The sequence below is a fragment of the Saccharomonospora sp. NB11 genome (assembly GCF_015910535.1).
In the GTDB taxonomy this organism is placed as follows: domain Bacteria; phylum Actinomycetota; class Actinomycetes; order Mycobacteriales; family Pseudonocardiaceae; genus Saccharomonospora.
Genome location: NZ_JACBJG010000002.1, coordinates 335,524 through 358,370 on the forward strand (window position 1 = coordinate 335,524; position 22,847 = coordinate 358,370).

Below are 22,847 nucleotides of genomic sequence, written 5' to 3' on the forward strand. Positions count from 1 at the left end.
TCGGCCGTCGGCGGTGTGCGGCCAGCGCCGCCGGGCTCACGGGTTCGAGCGAGGGAGCGACGCGGTGGACTCGCGCCCGGGTAGGTTGTGCGTGACCCTGAGCAGGACGCCGATCGTCACCGGGCGGCAGGAGGACAGCAGGTGCACGTGGTGATCATGGGTTGCGGCCGGGTCGGGGCGTCGCTGGCGGCGGCCCTCGAACGGCTGGGCCACGACGTCGCCGTGATCGACAAGGATCCGGAGGCGTTCCGCCGCCTCGGACCCCAGTTCCACGGCCGACAGGTGCTCGGCGTGGGCTTCGACCGCGACGTCCTCGTGGAGGCGGGGATCGAGCGGGCCGGCGCGTTCGCGGCGGTGTCGAGCGGCGACAACTCCAACATCATCTCGGCGCGCGTGGCCCGGGAGACGTTCGGCGTCGACCACGTCGTCGCGCGGATCTACGACTCCAAGCGCGCCGCCGTGTACGAGCGGCTGGGCATCCCCACCGTCGCCACCGTCCCCTGGACGACCGACCGCTTCCTGCGCACGTTGCTGCCGGAGGGCACGGCCACGTCGTGGCGAGACCCGACCGGCAGCGTGGCACTGCTGCAGCTTCCGCTGCACGAGGACTGGGTCGGCCGCAGCGTCCGGGACCTCGAACGGGCGGCCGACTGCCGGGTGGCGTTCCTCATGCGGTTCGGCACCGGCATCCTCCCCGAGAGCAGGACGGTGCTCCAGGCCGACGACGTCGTCTACGCGTCGGCCCTCTCGGGCACCATCACCGACGTCACCAGCGTGGCTTCCCGGCCACCGCAGGAGGAGAACTGATGCGGGTCGCGATCGCGGGCGCGGGGGCGGTGGGCCGGTCGATCGCCTCGGAACTCGTCGAGGCGGGCCACACCGTCATGCTCATCGAGCGGCAGGCGCACCAGTTCATGCCCGAGACCGTCGAGCAGGCCGACTGGGTGCTCGGGGACGCCTGCGAGATGTCCACCCTGGAAGACTCGGGCATCCACCTGTGCGACGTCGTCATCGCCGCGACGGGCGACGACAAGGTGAACCTCGTGGTCTCGCTGCTCGCCAAGACGGAGTTCGCCGTGCGCCGGGTGGTGGCCCGAGTGAACAACCCGGCGAACGAGTGGTTGTTCACCGAGAGCTGGGGCGTGGACGTCGCCGTGTCGACGCCGCGCATCCTCGCCGGGATGGTCGAGGAGGCCGTCAGCGTCGGTGACCTCGTGCGGCTCATGACGTTCCGGCAGAGTCAGGCCAGTCTCGTGGAGCTGACGCTGCCCCCGGACACCCCGATGGCAGGGACCGCCGTGCGCGAGCTGGCCCTGCCCCGCGACGTCGCGCTGGTCACCATCCTCCGCGGGCAACGGGTCATCGTGCCGCAACCGGACGACTCGCTGGAGCCCGGCGACGAGTTGCTGTTCGTGACCTCGGCCGACACCGAGCCGGACATCCGGCGAGCCCTCGGAGTCGCGCCGCCACGGTGACGCTCGCGGGCCGCCGCGTCACTCAGGCCTGATTGGACGGGCTCTGGCCGTACTTCACCCGAAGCCGCGCCTCGATCTCCTCGTCGGTCTCCACAGGCGGAGCGGACGCCGCCAGCTCCTTGAGCCTGCGGTCGGACCGCCGCACGGCCCACACCACGACGAGAAGCGCCAGCCCGTAGAGCGGATAGCCCATCGCGATCTTGGCGAAGGCGAGCCACCCGGTGAGGTCCTCGTCGTAGAGCCACCGCTGCACGACGAAGCGCGCCGCGAACACCGCCGCGAGCGCCAGCGTGGCCACGTCGTAGCCGAGGCGGGACGGCTTGTCCTTGCGCCAGGCCATGCCGCTGCCGTTCAACAGGTTCCACACCACACCCGCCAGCGGCCAGCGGACCACGACGGACCCGGCGAGCACCACGAAGTACACGAGGCTCGTCCAGATGCCGAAGAGGAAGAAGCCCTTGGCCGAGCCGGTCCGGTAGGCGAGGAACGCCGCCACCCCGACCGCGAAGAGCCCGGAGATCGCGGGCTGGATCGGCTCCTTGCGCAACAACCGCACCACGGCGATCAGCACGGCGCTGCCGAGCGCGGTCCAGATGGCGACGGTGAGTCCGAACACCGCGTTGGCGAGCACGAACACCACGACCGGCAGCGACGAGTACAGCAGGCCCGAGACCCCACCCATCTGTTCGAGCAGGGTGGGCTCGGGCTTCTCTTCCTCCGGCTCCCGTGCCTGCGGTGACGTCTCCGCTCGGTGGTCGTCCCGCCCAGGCGTGGAGTCCGCGGTGGTCTCGTCGAGGTCGGTACGGGGACGTTCCGGGTGTTCAGTCACGCGCGCATACTCTCATCTGGTCGGCTGCAACAGTTCGTAATACGGGTTGTACAGCACCTTGCGACCGTCGCGCTCGCCGAGCCTGCCCCGCGCCTTGATGGTGCGACCGGGCTCGATGCCCGGGATGCGGCGCCGACCCAACCAGACGAGTGTGATGTCGTCGGTCCCGTCGAACAGCTCGGCCTCGACGGTGGCCGCAGCCTTGCCCGGACAGAGGTCGACACTGCGCAACCGCCCCAGCACGGTCACCTCTTCGCCCAACCGGCAGTCGCACGCCCGTCGGGCGCCTCCCGCCTTCGACCGTTCGGAGAGGTCGTCGGCGTCGAGTTCCGCTATGTCACTGGTCAGTTTCCGAACCAAACGGCTGAAGTAGCCGCCGTCCTTGGCAGACATCGCGCCTGCTTCCTGTGCGATCCTCGCGAGAACCCACATGTGATCGGGCTCTCAACCACCAGCTTAGTCCTGTCCGAGCCAGCGAATCGAACTTCCGCGAGGATCGCAAGGTGACCTCGGTCAAGTCATCCCGCACCGCCGTCCTCCTGCCCGGAACCGGCTCCGACGAGCGATTCGTCCGCGCCGTGTTCGCCCGTCCGCTCGCCGCCATGGGGGTCGACGTCCTCGCCCCGCCACCGCCCCGGGGCGCCTCGGTGATCGAGGGCTCCCTCGCGCTGCTCGACCGACTCGCCGACGAGGCCGACGCACCGCTGCTCGTCGGTGGCATCTCCCTCGGCGCGCACCTCGCGACGAGCTGGGCAGCGGAGAACGTCGACCGTTGCGCCGGGGTCCTCGCCGCCCTGCCCGCGTGGAACGGTCCCGCGGACACCGCCCCGGCCGCCGTCGCCGCGCGGGCGTCGGCCGACCTCGTCGACCAGCACGGACTCGACACCGCACTCGACCTGTCGACCTGCGGGGTGGCGCCGTGGTTGGCGACCGAGCTCGACCGCGCGTGGCGTCGACACGGGACGCATCTGGCGGCGAGCCTGCGCGCCGCCGCCGCACACCCCGGCCCTGCGCTGTCGGCGCTGCGGTCGCTCGACGTACCGGTGGGGATCGCCGCCTGTCGCGACGACCCGGTGCACCCGATCACCGTCGCACGGGACTGGGCAGCCGCGCTGCCTCGCGCGGCTCTCGTGGCCACCACGCTCGACGCCCTCGGCTCCGACCGCGAGAGCCTCGGGCGCGCCGCCACCCTCGCGTGGTTGCATGCGCGGCACCAAGTCCGGTCGGCCTAGTCGGCCACCGCGACCACGCCGCCCAGGCCGATCATGCTGAGACCGGCCGCCACCCGTTGCCGCACGCGCCAGCGCGGGTTGTTCAGCAGCCTGCCGGACAACCCGCCCGCGAACACCGCCACAGCCAGGTCGACGAGAGACGCCATGGCCACGGCGATGAACCCGAGCACGGTGAACACGAGTGGGGCGGGAGCCGTCTCGGGGTGCACGAAGTGCGGCAGGAGCGCCATGAAGTACAGCGCAGTCTTCGGGTTCAGCAGCTCCGCGACCATGCCCTGGGCCAACGGCGACCTCGCCCACCGTCCCGCGGACCCACCCGTGTCGACCTCACCGTCGTCGTGACGTCGCACGATCGCCTGCACGCCGAGGTACACCAGATACAGCGCCCCGGCGACCTTCACGACGGTGAACGCGACCGTCGACGTCGCGAGCAGCGCCGACAACCCGAGCGCCGCCGCCACGACGTGGACGGACGCGCCGAGGGCGTTGCCGACGACCGAACGCACTCCCTCGCCCCGGCCACCGCGCAGGCTCCGGGCGAGCACGTACAGCACACCGGGACCGGGGCTGAGCGCGAACAACGCCGCCGTACCAAGGAAGACGATCCACTCCGCGGACGTGGGCACGTCGCTTCCCTACCGTTGCGTCTGCGGCGCCTGCTGGGGAGCGGCCTGCCTACCCTTGATGTGGGCGGCGATGGCCTCGGGCAGAGTGATCTGCAGCGGCGTCCGCACGGGCATCGGGGCCTGGCCCCGGTCGACGATGGTCCCGCGCATGATCGTGCGCAGCACGTCGGGGGCTCCCGCCGCCTCGGACTGCGGACCCGCGATCACCCCGCGGAGCATCCAGCGCGGACCGTCGACACCGATGAAGCGCAACGCGACCTCGCCCACGATGGCCGAGATCTCCATGCCCCACTCGCCACGGCCCAGCGTGACCTTGGCACCGTCGGAGCGGAGCTGCTCGGCCAGCTCACCGCTGACCTCGCGCCACAGCCCGCCTGACCGGGGCGCGGCGTAGGCGCTGATGGTGACCTGGCCCGCCGCCGTGACGACGTGGACCGCGCGCACCGTGCCGGTGCTCTGGTCCATCTCGACCTGCACCTGCGAGCCGTTCGGCACCGGAACGCGGATGGAGCCCAGGTCCATGCGCGGGACGCCGTCGTCGGGCGCCTCCGTGACGTCGTACGGCCCTTCCCGGCCCGAGGCGTCCTCGGCGTCGTCCGCGTCGAGTTCCACCGAGGTGTCCTCGGCGTCGGAACCCGGCCGCTCCACGTCGACGTGGTCCTGCGCCTCCTGCTTGCGCTTACGTCGTCCGAAAATGCCCACTCAACTCTCCGTTCCGAGCGCGGCGTGACCGCCTGTCGAGCCGTACCCGCCCGCTCCCCGTACCGTCTCGTCCAGTTGCTCGACCTCGACGAAGTCGGCGCGTTCCACCCGCTGTACCACAAGCTGCGCGATGCGGTCGCCTCGCCGCAGCACGATCGTCTCCCGTGGGTCGAGATTCACGAGACACACCTTGATCTCGCCCCGGTACCCGGCGTCGACGGTCCCGGGCGCGTTGACGATCGACAGCCCCGTCCTGGCCGCGAGCCCGGAACGGGGGTGCACGAAACCGGCGTAACCCTCGGGCAGCGCGATGGCGACACCCGTGCCCACCACGACCCGCTCACCAGGGGCGATGTGCACATCCGACGTCGTCACCAGATCCGCGCCCGCATCGCCGGGATGGGCGTAGGACGGGAGGGCGACGTCGGGATCGAGTCGGGAGATGAGGACCTGCACGCTGGACACGACTCGCGAGACTACCCTGACCCGGGTGACCGAGAGCGCGAACACGCGGACAAAAGTCGATCTTCGGCATGCGGAGCGGCTCACCGTCCCCTGGTGGGACTGGTTGCTGCCGCTGGCGGCGGCCGTCCTCCTCGCAGCGCAGATCCAGTACGCCTACCCCGCGCTGCCGCCGTGGTCGCCGTACGTGCTGCTCGTTCCGCTCGCCGTCGCCGCGCTGGTCGCGCTGAGCCGACGACGTGTCGTCGTGGAGGGCGGCGCCGAGCCCCGGCTGTGGGTCGGCGCCGCGCACCTGCCGCTGCGGTTCGTGCGTTCGGTCGACGTCATCGGCAAACAGGACAAGCGACGGGCCCTCGGACCCGACCTCGACCCGGCGGCGTTCTGTGTCCACAAGCCCTGGATCCGCACGATGGTGCGGGTGCACCTCGACGACCCGAACGACCCCACGCCGTACTGGATCTTCAGCACCCGGCACCCGGAGACCGTGGCGGCGTTGCTGACCGGAGCCGACGCGACGTCTCGCGGCGACTGAGCACTCCGGACGCTGCGGACACAGAAAACGGGTGGTTCGAAAGGACTTTCGAACCACCCGCTCGTCGTACGTCCATCCCCTCCCGACCCACGCCGCCGACCGAGTCCGCAGCGCCGCGCTGCCGCGACGGCCGGCAGAACCCCGTCTGCCGGCTCGGGCCAGCGCGTGGATGTCCGCCTGTGTCAGACCCGGCTCACGCGCAGTCGCGGCAGATCAGCCGCCCGCCGGACTCCTCGGCGAGTCGGCTGCGGTGGTGGACCAGGAAGCAGACGGAACAGGTGAACTCGTCGGCCTGCTTGGGCACGACCTTCACCGTCACGTCCTCACTCGACAACCCAGAGAGGTCGGCACCGGGGAGTTCGAAGTTCTCCGCCGACACGTCCTCGTCGACGTCCACGACGCCGGACTGGGTCTCGTTGCGCCTCGCCTTCAGCTCCTCCAACGAGTCTTCCGCCAGCTCGTCGGCTTCGCTGCGGCGCGGAGCGTCGTAGTCGGTCGCCATTTCTCTTTCACCCCTGCGATCAGCTTCGATACGTGTTCGCGGACTCGGCACTGCGCCGAGTTCTTCGTGCCGCTGGTCAACGATCCAGCGCCCGTGTTTGTGCCCGATTCCGGCGTGAGTGAGATCTCTTTCTCTGCCTCGCCGTCACCGACCGGAGCCCGGGAAGGGTAGCCCACCGCCTACCCCGACTCGAAGCTGGTCACCCAAGCCCTAAGATACGTCACCCGACAGGGTTAATACCCCGTGGAGCAGTACTTCCATCGTTCGGGTTGTGCGGTGGCACCGGCGGCTACACCGGTCGCCGCTCGCTTGCCCGGGCGCCCACCGCCGTGATGCTATCCAGAGGCGGTCGGGAGCGCCGCGTCGTCGTGCCTTCGTGCGTCGAAGGCGACGGACGCGTGGACGCACCTCAGGGGACTCACTTCTCGTGTGAAGGGACGGGTAGGTGGCGGCGGGGACAGGGGGTCACCCCAGAGGCGGCAGGCAGCGGACGGTTCGCCCGTATCGGAAGCGCAAGCCCTTGCCTGCACTCATCTTCATCGGCGTGCTCGGTGTGACGGCCATGATCGTGTGGGTCAACGTGATCAGCTCGTCAGGCGACATCGCGGAGGCGATCTCCTGCGAACCACGACCGAGGCCGCCCGCGGACACGACGTTCACCCCGCTCCCCCACGACGCGTTGGTGACCACGTCACCGATCCCGCCGTCGCGTGTGGAGGTCACGGTGCTCAACGCCAGCAACACCCGCGGCGAGGCGTCGATCGCGACGGAAGCGTTGCGGCAACTCGGTTTCACCCGCGTCACCGAGCCCGACAACGACGAGGTGTACACGGGCGACACCGTCGCCGAGTGCCACGGGCAGATCCGGTTCGGGGCGGCCGGGGAACGCGCGGCGCGCACCGTGCACCTGCTCGACCCGTGCCTGGAACTCATCAAGGACAACCGCGAGGACCCGTCGGTGGACCTCGCCATCGGCACCAAGTTCCACGACGTGCGCCCGTCCGGGGTCGCCGTGCAGATCCTCGACCAGCTCAAGTCGTGGTCGGCGGAGAACGCGCACACCGAGACCGACGAGCAGTCGGTCGAGCAGGACGGCCCGATCATCGACGAGGAACTGCTCACCCAGACGCTGCCGAAGCACTGCTGAGTTCACGTGGACCGCGGGCGGCGGCCGGACCGGACCGCGTCCGCCGCCCGTGCCGTCAGACCTCGCTCGCGCCGCACTCCGCCAGCACGGTCCGCAACGACGTCGCGATGGCCGGTGAGGCGGCCAGCACGGCGTCGGCACCGAGATCGGGTGCCTCGCCAGGCAGCGCCACCACCGCGCCCGCCTCGGCGGCCACGAGCGCTCCCGCCGCCCAATCCCACGGGCTCAGCCCGTGCTCGGTGTACGCGTCGACCCACCCGGCACCGACCGCGCACAGGTCGAGGGCCGCGGACCCCTGCCTCCGCACGTCCCGAACCCGGCCGAGGAGCTGCGCCGCGAACCGCGCCTGACGCGCGCGCCGCTCGGGGTCGTAGGCGAACCCGGTGGCCACCAACGTCACGTCCAGCGACACCGGTGCCGACACACGCAGCGCCCGTCCGTCGAGCCAGGCACCCCGACCCCGCGTCGCGGTCCAGCGACGCCCTGAGACGGGCTCCACCACGGCTCCGGCCACCGACACCCCGTCGACCTGCGCGGCCACGGAGACGGCGAACCAGGGCAGCCCGTACAGGAAGTTCACCGTCCCGTCGATCGGGTCGACGACCCACGTGACGCCCGACCCGCTCCCGGCGTCGGTGCCCTCCTCCTCGCCGAGCACCGCGTCGCCGGGACGCAGGTGCGCGAGCCGCCGGCGGATCAGTCGTTCGGAGGCGGTGTCCACCGCCGTCACGACGTCGGTCGCGCTCGACTTCGTGTCGACGGCGACTCGTTCGCCCGCCTGCATGGCCTCGTACGCGTCGCGCACCAAGGCGGCGGCATCGGCCGCCACCTGCTCCGCGACGGTCGTCAACGTCTCCGGATCGGAATCCTGTGCTCCCACGCCGCCTATGGGATCACATCCCGTTAGAGTCTCGCCCAACGACTTTCTGAATCGAAAAGGAAGGGACCTCGCCCATGACGGCGAACCGTGGGTTCGGCATCGACATCGGCGGCAGCGGCATCAAGGGCGCCCTCGTCGACCTTGACAAGGGCGAGCTCATCGGCGACCGGCTGCGCATCGACACGCCCAAGCCGTCGACGCCCGACGCAGTCGCGGACGTCGTCGCCCGGATCGTGACTCACTTCGGCTGGGACGGCCCCGTCGGCATCACGCTCCCCGCCGTCATCAAGAAGGGCGCCGCCCAGACGGCCGCCAACATCGACCCGAGCTGGATCGGCAGGGACGCCTCCGCGTTGTTCGCCGAACGCCTCGGCCGGAACGTCGCCGACGTGTCGCTGCTCAACGACGCCGACGCGGCGGGCATGGCCGAGATGCGCTTCGGGGACCCCGCCGCGCGCAAGGGCGTGGTCGCGCTGCTGACCTTCGGGACGGGAATCGGCAGCGCTCTCTTCCAGAACGGCGCGCTGATGCCGAACACCGAGTTCGGTCACATCGAGGTCGACGGTCACGACGCCGAGAAGAAGGCGGCGGCCTCCGCCAAGGACAACGAGGGCCTCTCGTACCCCGAATGGGCCAAGCGTGTCAATCGTTACCTGACCGTGTTGGAGAACCTGATCTGGCCGGACCTGTTCATCGTCGGCGGCGGGGTGAGCAAGAAGTCGCACCGGTGGGTGCCGCTGCTGGACATCCGGACGCCCGTCATCACCGCATCGTTGCTGAACAACGCGGGGATCGTGGGTGCGGCGGCCGCCGCGGCGGAGGGTCTCGAACACTGAGTCCGGCTTCGTCGCGCACCGCCGGAACCGCGCTTTCGGCCCCCCTGCGGTGCGCGACGCCGCCTCCGGCAACGTGATCGCGGGTGCGACGACGACCGTCGCCGTCGTTACAATGGAACACGGCTCTCGGCTGCGGGAGACAAAACCGCAGGCCGGGTCGAAGTTCCCCGAACCTGAGGCAGCCGGGACCCTCACGTCTCGGTTCGTCGTGACCGACCGCTGCGAAAGGGCGTACGTGGCAGCCGCAAAGACCGCAACCCGAAGCGGGACGAAGACAACGAGCGCCGCCGAACCGACGACCGCCGACGACAAGTCGGCACCCGTCGACGGGACGGCCACGCCGGAAACGAAGTCGACGGGTCGCAAGACGGCAGCGAAGAAGGCGCCCGCGAAGTCCCGCAAGACCACCGCCAAGGGCACCACCACCAAGGGCAAGGCGAAGACGACGCGGGCGAAGTCCACCAAGGGCAAGGCCAAGACGTCCGCCGCGGACGCCGACGGCGCCGAGCTCGAGGACGTCGATCTGTCGGACCTCGACGTCGACGCGGTCGAGGTCGACGTCGTCGACGCGACGGTGACCGAGGACACCGAGGAGTCCGACGACTCCGGCAACGGGCGCAACGACCCGGACTTCGTCTGGGACGAGGAGGAGTCGGAGGCGCTGCGGCAGGCCCGCAAGGACGCCGAGCTGACGGCCTCGGCCGACTCCGTCCGCGCCTACCTCAAGCAGATCGGCAAGGTCGCGCTGCTCAACGCGGAGGAGGAGGTCGAACTCGCCAAGCGCATCGAGGCCGGCCTCTACGCCGCCGAGCGGCTCCGCATCGTCGAGGAGGAGGGCGAGAAGCTCTCCACGCAGATGCGCCGCGACCTGAAGTGGATCGTGCGCGACGGTGAGCGCGCCAAGAGCCACCTGCTGGAGGCCAACCTCCGACTGGTCGTGTCGCTGGCCAAGCGCTACACCGGCCGCGGCATGGCGTTCCTCGACCTGATCCAGGAAGGCAACCTGGGTCTCATCCGCGCGGTCGAGAAGTTCGACTACACCAAGGGCTTCAAGTTCTCCACCTACGCCACGTGGTGGATTCGCCAGGCCATCACGCGAGCCATGGCCGACCAGGCGCGCACCATCCGTATCCCGGTGCACATGGTCGAGGTCATCAACAAGCTCGGCCGTATCCAGCGTGAACTGCTGCAGGACCTGGGCCGCGAGCCCACCCCCGAGGAACTCGCCAAGGAGATGGACATCTCCCCGGAGAAGGTCCTCGAGATCCAGCAGTACGCGCGGGAGCCGATCTCGCTCGACCAGACGATCGGCGACGAGGGCGACTCGCAGCTCGGCGACTTCATCGAGGACAGCGAGGCCGTCGTGGCCGTCGACGCCGTGTCGTTCACGCTCCTGCAGGACCAGCTCCAGTCGGTGCTGCAGACGCTCTCCGAGCGTGAGGCCGGTGTGGTGCGCCTGCGGTTCGGCCTCACCGACGGGCAGCCGCGCACCCTGGACGAGATCGGTCAGGTCTACGGCGTGACGCGGGAGCGCATCCGGCAGATCGAGTCGAAGACGATGTCGAAGCTCCGTCACCCGTCGCGGTCGCAGGTGCTGCGCGACTACCTGGACTGACGAACACACTCTCCGGTCACGATTCGGGGCCGGGACGATCGCCAGACGCCCGGCGGTCGTCCCGGCCCCGACTCATGCGCGGGGACCGCCGATCCCGGGTCGCACCCGAACGCAGCGCCACACCCGCCACCACGGCCAGGATGCCGAGCGCCTCGACCAGCGTGGGCACCTGCCCCAGCACGACGAAGCCGATGACGGCGGCCGTCACCGGCAGCAGGGCGAGCAGGAGGGCGAACCGGGCCTGTCCCACGCGCCGGAGCACCACCTGGTCCAGTGCGTACGGCACGACGGTCGACAGCAGGCCGACGCCGATCGCGAAGGCGAGCAGGTCGGGCTCGCCCCAGACGGCCGTGGTGCCGAGCGCGAGCGGTGAGAGCACGACCGTGGCGACGACGAAACCCACCGCCAGCCCGTCGACACCACTGCCCGTGAGCGCCACCCGACTGCCCAGCACGATGTAGCCCGCCCACGCCGCTGCGGCGCCGAGGGCGAACACGACGCCGCTCGGACTGCCCGCCCACTGCACGTCGGCGATGAGGGCGACTCCCAGCGTGACGCCCGCGAGCGCGGCGACGTCCCTCGCGCCGCGGGAGCCGAGTGCCGCGACGACCACGGGACCGACGAACTCGATCGCCACCGCGGTGCCCAGCGGCAGGCGCGCGATCGCCTCGTAGAACAACACGTTCATCCCGGCCGTGACGACCCCGAAGGTGCCCGCCAGCAGCAGCGCCTTGCCCCGCCACGCCTGCCGCCCCGGGCGGCGCCACAGCACCAGGATCAGGGCCGCCCCGAGACACCGCAGCCAGGCGACTCCGGCCGGGGTGGCCACCTCGAAGACCCAGACGGCGAGCGCGGCTCCGACGTACATGGAGATTCCGCTGAGAACGAACAAGACCGGTGCGGGAAGGGCGTTCAACGCTGCCCGAACGGAATGACTCGCCACGCGGCCATATGCTGCCTGACCACCCGAAACGCGTGGTCGGCGGGGTGGTGTCGAGGCTGTTTCACCGGTCCCCGACACCGCTGCGACATTCGAGCTAATCCGGCGTGACACGGGTCCCACGGCCCCTGGGAACACTTGCACGAGCCGAAACGTCTGCAAGAGTGGAGGCAGCGCACCACCGCGATCAGGCGGTGAGTCGGAGGACGGTGGTGGTGGCTGAACGAAGGCATCGGACGGCGATGCCGGGACGGAGGGAGACTCCAATGACAACGACGACGCTCACCCGCCCCGAACTGACCGCTGCGGACCGTTGTGACCGTTGTGGAGCAGCCGCGCAGATGCGCGCCGTTCTCCCGAACGGCGGAGAGTTGTTGTTCTGTGGCCACCACGGCCGTGAGTACGAGGCCAAGCTGAAGGAACTGGACGCCGACATCCAGCGCTGACCAGACGCCGTCGAGCAGAAGGGCGGGAATCCCGGAAGGGGTTCCCGCCCTTTCCTGTGCCCGGGCAGCCGCGGACCGTCACACGGTGTCCATGATCTGTTCGAAGGCGACCTCGGCCGCGCCGAGGAGTTTCGCGTCGCGGCCGAGTGCCGAGCGCTCCACCCGAACGCCGCCGATCGCGCGGCTGACCATGCTGCGGGCCCGTAGTTCACGCCGCACGTCGTCGAGGACCGGGTCAGGCAGCCCGGTGAACAGATCGCCGAGCACGACGAGTTCGGGCCCCAGCACGTTCACCACGTTGACGAGACCGAGCGTGAGCCACTCCGTCAGCTCACCGAGCCTCCGGCGGGCCGCGGCCGGATCGGCGGCGAGGTCGCGCAGCTCCACCATCACGGTGCCGCGCGGACTGTCCTCCGGCAGGCCCAGCGCCCGACAGAACGCGGCCTCCCCGACCTCGGTCTCCCAGCAGCCCCGGCTGCCGCAGTAGCAGTCGCGGCCCTGCGGGCGCACCGCCATGTGCCCCAACTCGCCGACGTAGCCGGTGGTGCCGCGCAGCGCGGCCCCCTGGGCGATGACCCCACCACCCACACCGATGTCGGCGGACACGAAAACCACGTCGTCGGCGCCCTTGGCCGTTCCCCGCAGGTGTTCGGCGAGCGCCCCGAGTTCGGCGTCGTTGCCCACGACGGCCCAAATGCCCAGCGCCGCCCCGAGCCGCTCCCCCAACGCCACGTCGCTCCACCGCAGGTTCGGGGCCTCGTGGACGTGGCCGTCGAGGCGGCGCACGACCCCGGGGATCGAGACGCCGCACGCCACCGGCCGTACTCCCACCTCCGCAGCGAGTGGCTCGGTGGAGTCGACGATGCGGGTGAGCACCTCGCCCGGCGCCCGGGTGCGGTCGTGGAGCTTCCAGCTGTCGCGGCCGAGGATCTCGCCACCGAGCCCGACCAGGGCCAGGGCGACGTGCTCGACCTGGATGTCGACCGCCAGCACGACCGCAGCCTCGGCCCTGGGCAACACCAGCAACGACGGTCGCCCGGCCTGCCGCCCCGGGCGCGGCACGCGTTCCGCCACCACACCCGACGCGGCGAGGCCGTCGACGAGAGCCTTGATCGTGCTGCGGTTCAGGCCGAGTTCGTTCGCGAGCTGGGCCCTGGTGCTCGGCCCGTCGAGGTGGAGCAGGCGCAACAGACTCGTGCGGTTGTACCGCCTCACCTCGTCGGGTCGGGCCACGGGCGTGCTGGTCACGGGCGCAATCGTCGCATCGCCCGCCTCACCGGGCCGCGCCGGCCGCCCGTCGGCGCGAGACCGCGTCGACGGTCGCCGCGAGCAGCAGGACGAGCCCGGTCACGATCGAGACGACGGCGGCGGACTGCTCCAGGAGTCCGAGGCCGTTGGACACCACGGCCAGTACGGTGCCGCCGATGACGGCGTCGGAGACCCGACCGCGACCGCCGAACAGCGACGTCCCCCCGATCACGGCGGCACCGACCGCGAACAGCAGAGTGTTCAACCCACCCGCCTGCGCGTCGACCGAACCCACCTTGGACGAGTAGACGACGGCGCCCAGCGCGGCGACGGACGAGCAGACGACGAACACGCTCGCCCGCACCTTGGTGACGTCGATGCCCGCCCTCCGCGCGGCCTCCCGGTTGCCGCCCACGGCGTAGATGTGCCTGCCGTAGCGGGTGCGGTTCAACACGTAGGTTCCGAGCGCCAGCAGGGCGAGCACGATCGGAACCACGTACGGCACCCCGCGGATCTCGACGCCCGGGTTCGGCGACCGGTCGACGGTGAGCAGCACGGTCGCCACCGCTCCGAGGACGGCGAGCCCACCCACCTTGAGCGCGACCACGGTGGTCGGTTGAGTCACCAGACCACGCCGCAGCCGCCGCAGGTGTCCGCCCACGGTGACCGCCGCGAAGCCGCCGACCGCCACCACGAAGAGCACCCAGCTCCACAGGACGGACAGATTGCCGTTGGCCACCGCGTGGAGCACCGGTGACGTGGAGATGCCCAGGACCCCGCCCTCGCCGATGAACTGCAGGATCACGCCCTGCCAGGTGAGGAACAGCGCGAGTGTCACCACGAACGACGGCATCCCGATTCGGGCCACGAGGAACCCGGTGATGCACCCGATCGCGGTGCCCACGCAGAGGGCGAGCAGGATCTCCACCCACGGGTTGGCCGGGAACCCGGCCAGTGCCAGCACGATGCCGAGCACCGATACTGCCGCGCCCGCCCAGATCCGCAGCAGGAGCGCGAGCAACGCCGCGACCGCGAGCACGACGTTGAACGTGACGAAGACGCCGGTTCCCATGCCGCCGAGCAGGTTGCCGTTCCGGACGAAGTGCATCGCGAACACCGCCGCCGTGACACCCGAGGCGGTGCCCGCCGACAGGTCGATCTCGCCGACGAGCAGGACGAACACGATGCCCATCGCGATGATGGTCTGTCCGGCTCCCTGCGTGAGCACGTTCGCCAGATTGTTGAGTGACAGGAACACATCGGACAGAGCGGCGAACACCACGACGAGCGCCACGAGGCCGAGCAGGGCGGGCACGGATCCGAGTCGTCCGGCCCGCAGCCGCGCGACGTAGTCACGCATCACCTCGGACGTCGACATCGCGGTGGTGTCGATACCGAAGTCGGAGATCGCCGCGCTGGGATGCGCGGTCGGTGTCTGAGTCATGTCGGTCCTTCCCGCGAAGTCCGGGTCAGAGGGCGGCTTTCTCGGGCCTGGCGAGTCCCAGGTCTCCGGAGCGACCCGCGGTGATCAGTTCGACGACCTGCGCGTGGGTGACGTCCTTGGCGCGCACCTCCGCCACCATGCGCCCGAGGTAGAGCACCGCGATCCGGTCGGACACCTCGAAGACGTCGGCCATGTTGTGGCTGATCAGCACCACGCCGAGGCCCTGCTCCGCGAGGCGGCGCACCAAGTCGAGCACCTGTCTCGTCTGCGCCACGCCGAGCGCGGCCGTGGGTTCGTCGAGCAGCACCACCGAGCTCTCCCACAGCACCGACTTGGCGATGGCCACGGTCTGCCGCTGACCGCCGGAGAGCTCCGAGACCGGGGTCCGCACCGACTTCACCGTGCGCACCGACAACGACGCCAACGTGCGGCGCGCCGCCTCCTCCATCTCGGCCTCGTCGAGCAACCAGGCGCTCCCGCGTTCCCGGCCGAGGAACATGTTCTGCACGATGTCGAGGTTGTCGGCCAGCGCCAGGTCCTGGTACACGACCTCGATGCCGAGCGCGGCGGCGTCCTTCGGTCCCCGGATCGTCACCTCACGCCCGCGGTACCGGATGCTGCCCGAGTCGATGGGGTGGATCCCGGCGATGCTCTTGACCAGCGTGGACTTGCCCGCGCCGTTGTCACCGACCAGGGCCGTCACCTCGCCCGCACGCACGGCGAAGTCCACGTCGTGGAGCACGTGCACGGGTCCGAAGCTCTTGTTGACGCCGCGCAGTTCGAGTACGGCGTCGGTGCCGTTCGGGGTCAGGGTGTCGGTCACGCCGCTCACCGGATTCCGAGGTCGGCACACACGTCGGCGAGGTCCTGCGGGCAGATCTCGTCGGCGGAGACGTAACCCTCGTCGACGACGCGCTTCACCTCGTCCTTCGTGATCAGGTACGGCTCCAGCAACACCGACGCCACCTCGCGCTCACCCTGGGGGTCCTCGCTGACGTCGGAGGCGATCTCACCGGCCGCGGCCGTGTCGCCCTTCGCGAGTGCCGCGGCGAGCTTGGCGGTCGCCTCGGCTTCCTCCTTGATCGGCTTGAACACGGTCATGTACTGGTCACCGCGCAGGATCGCGCGCAGTCCCTCGGCCGTGGCATCCTGCCCGGTGACCGGAACGGAACCGTTGAGGCCGTACTTCTTCAGCACGGTGATCACGGCGCTGGCGAGCCCGTCGTTCGCGGCGACCACACCGTCGACCTCACCGCCGTTGGAGGTGAGGATCTGCTCGAAGATCCGGCCGCCCTCCTGGTTGTTCCACTGTTCGATGGGCTGGCTGCGCACCAGTTCGAACTCCCCGCTGTCGTAGCGGGGTTGCAGGACGTTGCGCTGTCCCTCGTGGAAGAGCGTGGCGTTGTGGTCGGTGGGCGCGCCCTCGATCTCGATGATCTCGGCACCGTCCTGGTCCTCCAGCGCGTCGACCAGTCCCTCGCCCTGCAGTTCGCCGACGCGGACGTTGTCGAACGACACGTAGTACTCGGAGCTTCCGCCCAGGTTGAGCCGGTCGTAGTCGATCGTGGGGATGCCCGCGGCCTTCGCCTTGGCCGCCACGGCGCCGCCCACCTCGCTGTTGATCGAGGAGATGATCAGCACCTTCACGTTCTGGGCGATCATGCCGTCAGCGAGCGTCGTGAACTTCTGCACGTCGCCCTGTGCGTTCTGGACGTCCGGGTCGAAGCCCTCGGCGCGCAACGCCTCCTCCAGCATCGGCTTGTCGAAGCCCTCCCAGCGCGCGGACGAGGCCGTCTCGGGCAGGATCACGCCCACCTTGCCCAGCGGCGCGTCCCCGGACCGACCACCGGAGTCGTCCCCGGCAGCACCACCACCGGCGTTGGCCCCACACGCCGTCAGGAGCAGGGCGGCACCCGCGATCCAGACACGGGTTCGGAAGCGTCGTTGCATCGTCACACCTTCCCCGGTGAGGAATGTTGTGCGCGACAACATATGCGCGTGACCACGGGAAAGGGAATATCTGTATCGATTCAGACTCGAACGGCGCAACGGAACCGTGACGCGGTCGGGGACGTCGATCCGGCGCCTACCAGGACCGCAACGTGGCGATCCGCTCCTCCAACTGCTCGACCGTGGCCATCGCGGTCGGGGGGCCACCACAGATGCGTCGCAGCTCGTTGTGGATCGCGCCGTGCGGCTTGCGTGTCCGGTGGTGGTAGAGGCCCACCAGGGTGTTGAGCTCCTTGCGCAACGCCTTGAGCCGCTCGTTCACCGACGTCGGGCGCGGCGTGGGCGCGGGCGGCTGTTCCTTCTCGGCCTTGGGCTTGCGCCGGGACGCATCGGCGAGCTGCTCCTCCTGCCGCTTCCGCAGCAGCGCCCGAACCTGGTCGGCGTCCAACAGGCCGGGCAGCCCCAGGTACTCCTGTTCCTCCTCGCTCCCGGCGAAGACGGCCGTGCCGAACGAGTTGCCGTCGTAGATCACCTGGTCGAGCTCGGCCTGCGCTCCGAGCGAGGTGAAGGACTTCTCCTCCTCGCCCCGCTCGTCGTCGGTACGGTTGGCCGCGACGAGCAGTTCGTCGTCCCAGCCGTCCTTCTCGCGGTGCGGCTTGCCGAGCACGTGGTCACGCTCGGCCTCCAGCTCGCTCGCCAGCTCGAGCAGCACCGGGACGCTGGGGAGGAACACACTCGCCGTCTCCCCCGGCTGGCGGGACCGCACGAACCGCCCGATGGCCTGGGCGAAGAACAGCGGCGTGGAGGCGCTTGTCGCGTACACGCCGACGGCCAGCCTCGGAACGTCGACGCCCTCCGACACCATGCGCACGGCCACGAGCCAGCGGTCGTTCGACTCGGAGTACTCGGCGATGCGCTTCGTCGCCTTGGGGTCGTCGGACAACACCACCACGGGCGGCTCACCCGCGATGCCCGTGAGCAGCTTGGCGTAGGCGCGCGCCGTCTCCTGGTCGGTGGCGATCACCAGGCCACCGGCGTCGGGCATCCCTCCCGCCCGCAACTGCGACAACCGGGTGTCGGCGGCCTGAAGCACCGCGGGCATCCACTCGCCCGCCGGGTCGAGGGCCGTGCGCCACGCACGGGCCGTCTGCTCCGCCGTCAGCGGTTCACCGAGCCGGGCGGTGAACTCGTCGCCCGCGCTGGTGCGCCACGACGCCTCGCCCGAGTAGGCCAGGAACACCACCGGGCGCACGACCTTGTCGGCGAGCGCGTCGGCGTAGTTGTACGAGTGGTCCGCCTTGCTGCGCAACGCGCCGTCGGCGTCCGGCTCGTAGGTGACGAACGGGATCGGCGAGTCGTCGCTGCGGAACGGCGTTCCCGTCAGGGCAAGCCTGCGGGTGGCCGGGGTGAACGCCTCGAACACGGCGTCGCCCCACGACTTGGCGTCGCCGGCGTGGTGGATCTCGTCGAGGATCACCAGTGTCTTGCGGTTCTCGGTGCGCACCCTGTGCAGCGTCGGATGGGCCGCCACCTGCGCGTACGTGACCGCGACGCCCTGGTAGTCCGACGACGTCACGCCCGTGCCGTTGCGGAAGTTCGAGTCGATGGCGATCCCCGCGCGCGCCGCCGACTCCGCCCACTGGTGCTTCAGGTGCTCGGTGGGCGTGACGATCGTGATCGCCTCGACCGTGCGGTCGGACAGCAGCTCGGCAGCCACCCGCAGCCCGAACACGGTCTTGCCCGCGCCGGGCGTCGCCACGGCCAGGAAGTCCTTCGGTTTGCGGGTCAGGTACTTCGTGAGCGCCCGACGCTGCCACGCACGCAGGGGGCGGGCCGTCGCGTCGTGCGCGGGCTCCGGGGCGGCGATCTGCGCGCCCTGGTGAGCCTGTGCGGTCTCCGACACCGACGCTCCAACTCCTCGACACAGGGACATGCGAAAACCCTCACGAAGACGTCCGGTTCGCGGCCGGCGGCCGTGCCGGGGTCGGTGAGGGTGCTCCGCGAAAGCCTACCCGCAGCCGCGGCGGCGATCTCGGAAAGGACACGCCGCAGGGGTGACCGAGCCGGGGCGAGACAGATGGACCATGCTTGGAACCGCGATGCAGACCCGAGACGACGGCACCACAGGCGGCCCAGCGGACGGCCCCGCACGCGGTGGACAGCAACGTCGGCCCGCCCGAGGGGTTCGGCGCAAGGGGCCTGTGCGTCTGCTGGGACGCACGCTGAGCAAGGCGTGGGACGGCAACATCTTCTCGGAGTCGGCCGAAGCCGCGTTCTGGCAGACGCTGTCCCTGCCCCCGCTGCTGCTCGGGCTGCTGGGCAGCCTCGGCTTCATCGGCGACTGGTTCGGCGACCACATCGTCAGCCAGGTGCACGACAAGATCATCGCCTTCTCGGAGACCGTCTTCAGCGAGAGCGTCGTCAAGCAGATCATCGAACCGACGGTCGACGACATCCTCACCACGGGCAAGGGCGAGATCGTGTCCGTGGGGTTCCTCATCTCGCTGTGGGCGGGATCGTCGGCCATGTCGTCGTTCGTGGACGCCATCACCGTGGCCCACGACCAGTACGGCGTGCGCAACGAGGTGTGGCAGCGCATCTTCGCCCTGCTGCTCTACATGGCGAGTCTCGTGCTGCTGGTCATCGGCCTGCCGATCATCGCGATCGGCCCCGACCTGCTCCCGGAGTTCTTCCCCGACGACTGGCAACCGACCATCGCGTCGTGGCTGAGCGTGCTCTACTACCCCACCGTCGGGGTGCTGCTCGTCCTCGCCCTCGCCACGCTGTACAAGCTGGCGCTGCCACGCAAGCTGCCGTGGCACCGCGGCCTGCCCGGCGCGATGCTCGCGATGGGGATCTTCCTGCTCTCCAGTGTCGGGCTGCGGGTGTACATCAGTTGGATCACCACCACCGGCTACACCTACGGCGCGCTCGCCACGCCCATCGCGTTCCTGCTGTTCACGTTCTTCATCGGCCTGGCCATCGTCGGGGGCGCGTACTTCAACAGCGCCATCCAGGAACTCTGGCCCGCGAAGATGACCCGCAGGCAACGCCGCAAGTGGCGCAGGCTGGAGATGGAACGACTGAAGGAGCGGATGCGAGCCGAGGAGGAGGCCGAGCGACGCAACCTCTGGCACCGCACCACGCAGCCACTGCTCCGACCGTGGCGCGGCGACGCCGAGGACTCCGAGAACGCCGACAGTGAGGAGACCGGCCCGGTCGCGCAGGCCGACGAGGCACCGGACACGGGAACGAAAAGTTCCCACGACAAGGCGTCCGGGCACGACGGCGCCCCGGAGCCACCGGCCACCGCCGCGGACCACGGCACGACCGAGCATCCGCAGCGGGGCGAACCCGGCTGAGGGGACTCGGCCGAACCTCAGCGAGTCGTCACTCGTCGCCGCCGCCGGGAGGAAGCTGCTCGAAGATGCGCTTGCACTCGGGGCAGACGGGCGACCCCGGCTTCGGCGACTTCGTCACCGGGAAGACCTCTCCGCACAACGCCACCACGTGCGTGCCCATGACCGCGCTCTCGGCGATCTTGTTCTTGCGCACGTAGTGGAACATCTTCGGAGAGTCGTCGTCCGTGGTGTCGGTGCTCTCCGGCCGGGTCTCGACATCAGGCAGCGTCATCGTACTCACGTTCCCCATGATGCCCCATGCGTCGCCGGGAACGGGATGGGCAAGGATGCTCACCCGTGACCAACACGCTCGACTCACCCCTGTCGCTGTCTCCCGAGGTCGCCGACGCCGTGGCCACCCGCACCCCCGTCGTCGCACTCGAGAGCACCCTGCTGTCCCACGGCCTGCCCCCGGGCCGCAACCTCGACGTCGCCCGGCGTCTGGAGAACACCGTGCGCGAGGCCGGTGCCGTGCCCGCCACGATCGCCGTGCTCGACGGCGTCGCGCGGGTGGGGCTCACCGACGCCGAACTCGACCGCGTCTGCGCGCCCGACGCGAACCTCGACAAGCTGTCGCTGCGGGACCTGGGGGCCGCCGTGGCGCTGGGAACCTCCGGCGCCACCACCGTGGCCGGCACTGCCGCGCTCGCCGAGGCCGCCGGGATCTCGGTGTTCGCCACCGGCGGGCTCGGCGGGGTGCACCACCCGCTGCCGGGCGAGAGCCTCACCTGGGACGTCTCCGCCGACCTCGGAACGCTCGCGCGCACCGGGGTCCTCGTGGTGTGCTCGGGGATGAAGTCGATCCTCGACATCGCCGCCACCCTCGAAGTGCTGGAGACCCACTCCGTGCCCGTCCTCGGTTACCGGACCGACGACTTCCCGGCGTTCTACCTGCGTTCGTCCGGCCACGCCGTGCCGCGCCGGGTCGACAACCCGGCCCAGGCGGCCGCCGTGTTCACGGCCCACCGGAAGTTCTCCGACTCGGGAGTCCTGCTCGCGAACCCGGTTCCCGCGGAGCACGAACTCGACCGCGACCTGCACGACCGCCTGCTCACCGAGGGCCTCGACCTGGTGCGCGAGCGCGGAATCAGCGGCTCCGACGTCACGCCCGTCCTGCTGGAGCACTTCCACACCGCCAGCGAGGGCGCGAGCCTCGACGCCAACGAGGCGCTCGTGGTGGCCAACGCCCGACTCGCCTCGGACGTCGCCGTGGAGCTGGCCCGATGAAGATCGTGGTGGTGGGAGACGTCGGGCTCGACATCGTGGCGCGCCACCCGGAGCCGATCGTGTACGGCGGTGACACCCGCGCCGCGGTCAGCGTCACCGGCGGGGGTGCCGGAGCCAACACGGCCCTGTGGTTGCGCGAACTCGACGTCGACACCACGCTCGTGGCCCGGGTCGGCGACGACGCGGGTGGCCGGTTGGTGCGCAACGAGCTGCAGGCCGCCGACGTCCGCTGCGAGTTCGCCGTCGACGCCGAGACCGCGACCTGTTGCGTCGTCGTGTTGGTCGACTCCGCAGGGCAGCGCACGATGTTGCCCGACCGGGGCGCCAACAAGCGGTTCCGACCGGAGGACGTCACGGAGGCGGCCCTGGCCGGTGCCCAGCACCTGCACCTCTCCGGATACGTGTTGTTGGACCCGTCGTCGCGGCCCGGTGGGCTCGCGGCCCTGGCCCTGGCCCGGGAGCTCGGGCTCACCACCTCGGTGGACCCGCAGGCCGCCGCGCTGCTCACCGATCCGGACGCCTTCCTCGACGACGTCCGGGGCGTGGACCTGCTGTTGCCGAACGCCGACGAGCTGCGTGCGCTCACCGGTTCCCAGGACGCCGAGGCCGCCCGGAACCTGCTCGGCACGGTCGGCGCCGTCGCCGTCACGTTCGGGCTGGACGGCGCGGCGTGGGTCGACGGCGAGGGTGTCGTGACGGCCCCCGCCGAGGACGTGCCGTGTGTGGACAGCACCGGGGCGGGCGACGCGTTCGACGCGGGTGTGCTCGCGGCATGGCTGCGTGGCGACGCCCCGGACGTGATCCTCGCGGCGGGCGCGTCGCTCGGCGCCCGCGCGGTGAGCCGGGTGGGCGCTCAGCCGTAGGCGACGTGATCCCGCCGACCTCCGCTGCGAGCGTCGGCGGGATCGCCCGTCACCGGTCCGGCGGGTTCTCCGACGAGTCGATCACGCGGTGCGCGCGGTTCTCGATCGCTCGCGCGTCGCGCCGGTACTTGCTGACCCGTTCGGACTTGCGTGGTGGCCGGTCGTTGGCGATCAACACCGCGATCCACGGCAAGGGGACCGACAACAGAATCAGGGCCAGGGCGAGCCACCAGGTGTGGTAGAAGACTCCGGCGAGGACGAGGCACGGCACGCGCAGACCCATCATGATGACGTACTTGCGTTTGCGCTGAGCCATCTCGTCGTCGAAGGAGGGCGCGGCCTCGGTGATCAGAACCGGGTCGGCGTGCTTGTCGTGCTCGTTCACCGCCTCACCTCCGTTGCCCATGCTCCCACCAGCCGCCCGACGACGACACCCCGGTCGGCACACTGTCCACGAAGGCCGAGATCGAGGAGCAGAACGCACGCCTCG

26 protein-coding genes are annotated in these 22,847 nt (G+C 70.4%); 11 read left to right on the plus strand and 15 right to left on the minus strand.

Annotation, left to right across the window (positions count from 1 at the left end; genetic code table 11):
- Positions 1-141: 141 nt before the first annotated feature.
- The gene (locus JAV51_RS03800) at positions 142-807 is read left to right on the plus strand and encodes a TrkA family potassium uptake protein (RefSeq protein WP_197319342.1); all 666 of its coding nucleotides are present in this window, start codon (positions 142-144) and stop codon (positions 805-807) included.
- Positions 807-1,475, plus strand: a complete 669-nt coding sequence (locus JAV51_RS03805; protein ID WP_197319198.1) for a TrkA family potassium uptake protein — start codon at positions 807-809, stop codon at positions 1,473-1,475. The genes JAV51_RS03800 and JAV51_RS03805 overlap by 1 nt, the downstream gene beginning before the upstream one ends.
- A 22-nt stretch (positions 1,476-1,497) precedes the next feature.
- Here the strand turns inward: JAV51_RS03805 and JAV51_RS03810 are convergent, their stop codons facing one another.
- Both JAV51_RS03810 and JAV51_RS03815 read right to left on the minus strand, forming a co-directional pair.
- On the minus strand, positions 1,498-2,304 hold the full coding sequence (locus JAV51_RS03810) for a DUF3159 domain-containing protein (protein WP_197319199.1): 807 nt from the start codon (positions 2,302-2,304) through the stop codon (positions 1,498-1,500).
- A gap of 12 nt (positions 2,305-2,316) precedes the next feature.
- Entirely contained in the window at positions 2,317-2,697 is a 381-nt protein-coding gene (locus JAV51_RS03815) for an OB-fold nucleic acid binding domain-containing protein (RefSeq protein WP_197319200.1), read from the minus strand.
- Between the two features lie 110 nt (positions 2,698-2,807).
- Between JAV51_RS03815 and JAV51_RS03820 the strand changes: the two genes are divergently transcribed.
- Positions 2,808-3,536 (plus strand): alpha/beta hydrolase, encoded by a 729-nt coding sequence (locus JAV51_RS03820; protein ID WP_197319201.1) that lies wholly within the window; start codon positions 2,808-2,810, stop codon positions 3,534-3,536.
- Here the strand turns inward: JAV51_RS03820 and JAV51_RS03825 are convergent.
- The 3 genes from JAV51_RS03825 to dut are packed head-to-tail and all read right to left on the minus strand — an operon-like array spanning position 3,533 to position 5,329.
- Entirely contained in the window at positions 3,533-4,162 is a 630-nt protein-coding gene (locus JAV51_RS03825; protein WP_197319202.1) for a LysE family translocator, read from the minus strand. The genes JAV51_RS03820 and JAV51_RS03825 overlap by 4 nt on opposite strands.
- Before the next feature lie 9 nt (positions 4,163-4,171).
- Positions 4,172-4,864, minus strand: coding sequence for a DUF3710 domain-containing protein (locus JAV51_RS03830; RefSeq protein WP_197319203.1), 693 nt, complete (start codon positions 4,862-4,864; stop codon positions 4,172-4,174).
- The gene (gene dut / locus JAV51_RS03835) at positions 4,865-5,329 is read right to left on the minus strand and encodes a dUTP diphosphatase (protein WP_197319204.1); all 465 of its coding nucleotides are present in this window, start codon (positions 5,327-5,329) and stop codon (positions 4,865-4,867) included.
- A gap of 25 nt (positions 5,330-5,354) precedes the next feature.
- On the opposite strand from dut, the gene JAV51_RS03840 reads away from it, so the two are divergent.
- Positions 5,355-5,858: a DUF3093 domain-containing protein gene (locus tag JAV51_RS03840; RefSeq protein WP_307845726.1), complete on the plus strand. Its 504-nt coding sequence runs from the start codon at positions 5,355-5,357 to the stop codon at positions 5,856-5,858.
- A gap of 193 nt (positions 5,859-6,051) precedes the next feature.
- On the opposite strand, the gene JAV51_RS03845 is transcribed toward JAV51_RS03840, so the two are convergent.
- Entirely contained in the window at positions 6,052-6,360 is a 309-nt protein-coding gene (locus JAV51_RS03845) for a DUF4193 domain-containing protein (protein ID WP_005439440.1), read from the minus strand.
- A 445-nt stretch (positions 6,361-6,805) separates the two neighbouring features.
- Here JAV51_RS03845 and cei point away from each other — a divergent pair, with 445 nt between their 5' ends.
- Positions 6,806-7,507 carry an envelope integrity protein Cei gene (gene cei, locus JAV51_RS03850; RefSeq protein WP_197319206.1) on the plus strand — a complete coding sequence of 234 codons (702 nt, stop codon included), beginning with the start codon at positions 6,806-6,808 and terminating at the stop codon, positions 7,505-7,507.
- Positions 7,508-7,562: 55 nt separating this feature from the next.
- Here cei and JAV51_RS03855 read toward each other — a convergent pair whose 3' ends face one another.
- A complete protein-coding gene (locus JAV51_RS03855; RefSeq protein WP_197319207.1) occupies positions 7,563-8,387 on the minus strand; it encodes an inositol monophosphatase family protein in 825 nt (274 codons plus the stop codon).
- A gap of 74 nt (positions 8,388-8,461) precedes the next feature.
- Here JAV51_RS03855 and ppgK point away from each other — a divergent pair, with 74 nt between their 5' ends.
- Together ppgK and JAV51_RS03865 are read left to right on the plus strand one after the other, a co-directional pair.
- Positions 8,462-9,223, plus strand: a complete 762-nt coding sequence (gene ppgK, locus JAV51_RS03860; RefSeq protein WP_197319208.1) for a polyphosphate--glucose phosphotransferase — start codon at positions 8,462-8,464, stop codon at positions 9,221-9,223.
- Positions 9,224-9,458: 235 nt separating this feature from the next.
- Positions 9,459-10,838: an RNA polymerase sigma factor gene (locus tag JAV51_RS03865; protein ID WP_374058968.1), complete on the plus strand. Its 1,380-nt coding sequence runs from the start codon at positions 9,459-9,461 to the stop codon at positions 10,836-10,838.
- 16 nt (positions 10,839-10,854) lie between these two features.
- Here the strand turns inward: JAV51_RS03865 and JAV51_RS03870 are convergent, their stop codons facing one another.
- Positions 10,855-11,706: a DMT family transporter gene (locus JAV51_RS03870; protein ID WP_197319210.1), complete on the minus strand. Its 852-nt coding sequence runs from the start codon at positions 11,704-11,706 to the stop codon at positions 10,855-10,857.
- Positions 11,707-12,044: 338 nt separating this feature from the next.
- Between JAV51_RS03870 and JAV51_RS03875 the strand changes: the two genes are divergently transcribed.
- The gene (locus tag JAV51_RS03875) at positions 12,045-12,224 is read left to right on the plus strand and encodes a hypothetical protein (protein ID WP_005457621.1); all 180 of its coding nucleotides are present in this window, start codon (positions 12,045-12,047) and stop codon (positions 12,222-12,224) included.
- 78 nt (positions 12,225-12,302) lie between these two features.
- Here the strand turns inward: JAV51_RS03875 and JAV51_RS03880 are convergent, their stop codons facing one another.
- From JAV51_RS03880 to JAV51_RS03900, 5 genes are all read right to left on the minus strand, one after another.
- Positions 12,303-13,472, minus strand: coding sequence for an ROK family transcriptional regulator (locus tag JAV51_RS03880; protein ID WP_197319211.1), 1,170 nt, complete (start codon positions 13,470-13,472; stop codon positions 12,303-12,305).
- Positions 13,473-13,497: 25 nt separating this feature from the next.
- A complete protein-coding gene (locus JAV51_RS03885) occupies positions 13,498-14,916 on the minus strand; it encodes a sugar ABC transporter permease (RefSeq protein ID WP_197319212.1) in 1,419 nt (472 codons plus the stop codon).
- 25 nt (positions 14,917-14,941) lie between these two features.
- Positions 14,942-15,748 carry an ATP-binding cassette domain-containing protein gene (locus JAV51_RS03890; RefSeq protein ID WP_374058969.1) on the minus strand — a complete coding sequence of 269 codons (807 nt, stop codon included), beginning with the start codon at positions 15,746-15,748 and terminating at the stop codon, positions 14,942-14,944.
- Positions 15,745-16,866 carry a sugar ABC transporter substrate-binding protein gene (locus JAV51_RS03895; protein WP_197319214.1) on the minus strand — a complete coding sequence of 374 codons (1,122 nt, stop codon included), beginning with the start codon at positions 16,864-16,866 and terminating at the stop codon, positions 15,745-15,747. The genes JAV51_RS03890 and JAV51_RS03895 overlap by 4 nt, the downstream gene beginning before the upstream one ends.
- Positions 16,867-17,002: 136 nt before the next feature.
- A complete protein-coding gene (locus tag JAV51_RS03900; protein WP_197319215.1) occupies positions 17,003-18,769 on the minus strand; it encodes a DEAD/DEAH box helicase in 1,767 nt (588 codons plus the stop codon).
- A gap of 196 nt (positions 18,770-18,965) precedes the next feature.
- On the opposite strand from JAV51_RS03900, the gene JAV51_RS03905 reads away from it, so the two are divergent.
- The gene (locus JAV51_RS03905; RefSeq protein ID WP_374058970.1) at positions 18,966-20,228 is read left to right on the plus strand and encodes a YihY/virulence factor BrkB family protein; all 1,263 of its coding nucleotides are present in this window, start codon (positions 18,966-18,968) and stop codon (positions 20,226-20,228) included.
- 28 nt (positions 20,229-20,256) lie between these two features.
- On the opposite strand, the gene JAV51_RS03910 is transcribed toward JAV51_RS03905, so the two are convergent.
- Positions 20,257-20,517, minus strand: a complete 261-nt coding sequence (locus JAV51_RS03910; RefSeq protein WP_197319217.1) for a DUF3039 domain-containing protein — start codon at positions 20,515-20,517, stop codon at positions 20,257-20,259.
- Positions 20,518-20,525: 8 nt separating this feature from the next.
- Here JAV51_RS03910 and JAV51_RS03915 point away from each other — a divergent pair, with 8 nt between their 5' ends.
- Both JAV51_RS03915 and JAV51_RS03920 read left to right on the plus strand, forming a co-directional pair.
- Entirely contained in the window at positions 20,526-21,494 is a 969-nt protein-coding gene (locus tag JAV51_RS03915) for a pseudouridine-5'-phosphate glycosidase (RefSeq protein ID WP_197319218.1), read from the plus strand.
- Entirely contained in the window at positions 21,491-22,357 is an 867-nt protein-coding gene (locus JAV51_RS03920) for a carbohydrate kinase family protein (protein ID WP_197319219.1), read from the plus strand. The genes JAV51_RS03915 and JAV51_RS03920 overlap by 4 nt, the downstream gene beginning before the upstream one ends.
- 49 nt (positions 22,358-22,406) lie before the next feature.
- On the opposite strand, the gene JAV51_RS03925 is transcribed toward JAV51_RS03920, so the two are convergent.
- Positions 22,407-22,763 carry a DUF3099 domain-containing protein gene (locus JAV51_RS03925; protein ID WP_197319220.1) on the minus strand — a complete coding sequence of 119 codons (357 nt, stop codon included), beginning with the start codon at positions 22,761-22,763 and terminating at the stop codon, positions 22,407-22,409.
- Positions 22,764-22,847 lie beyond the last annotated feature (84 nt).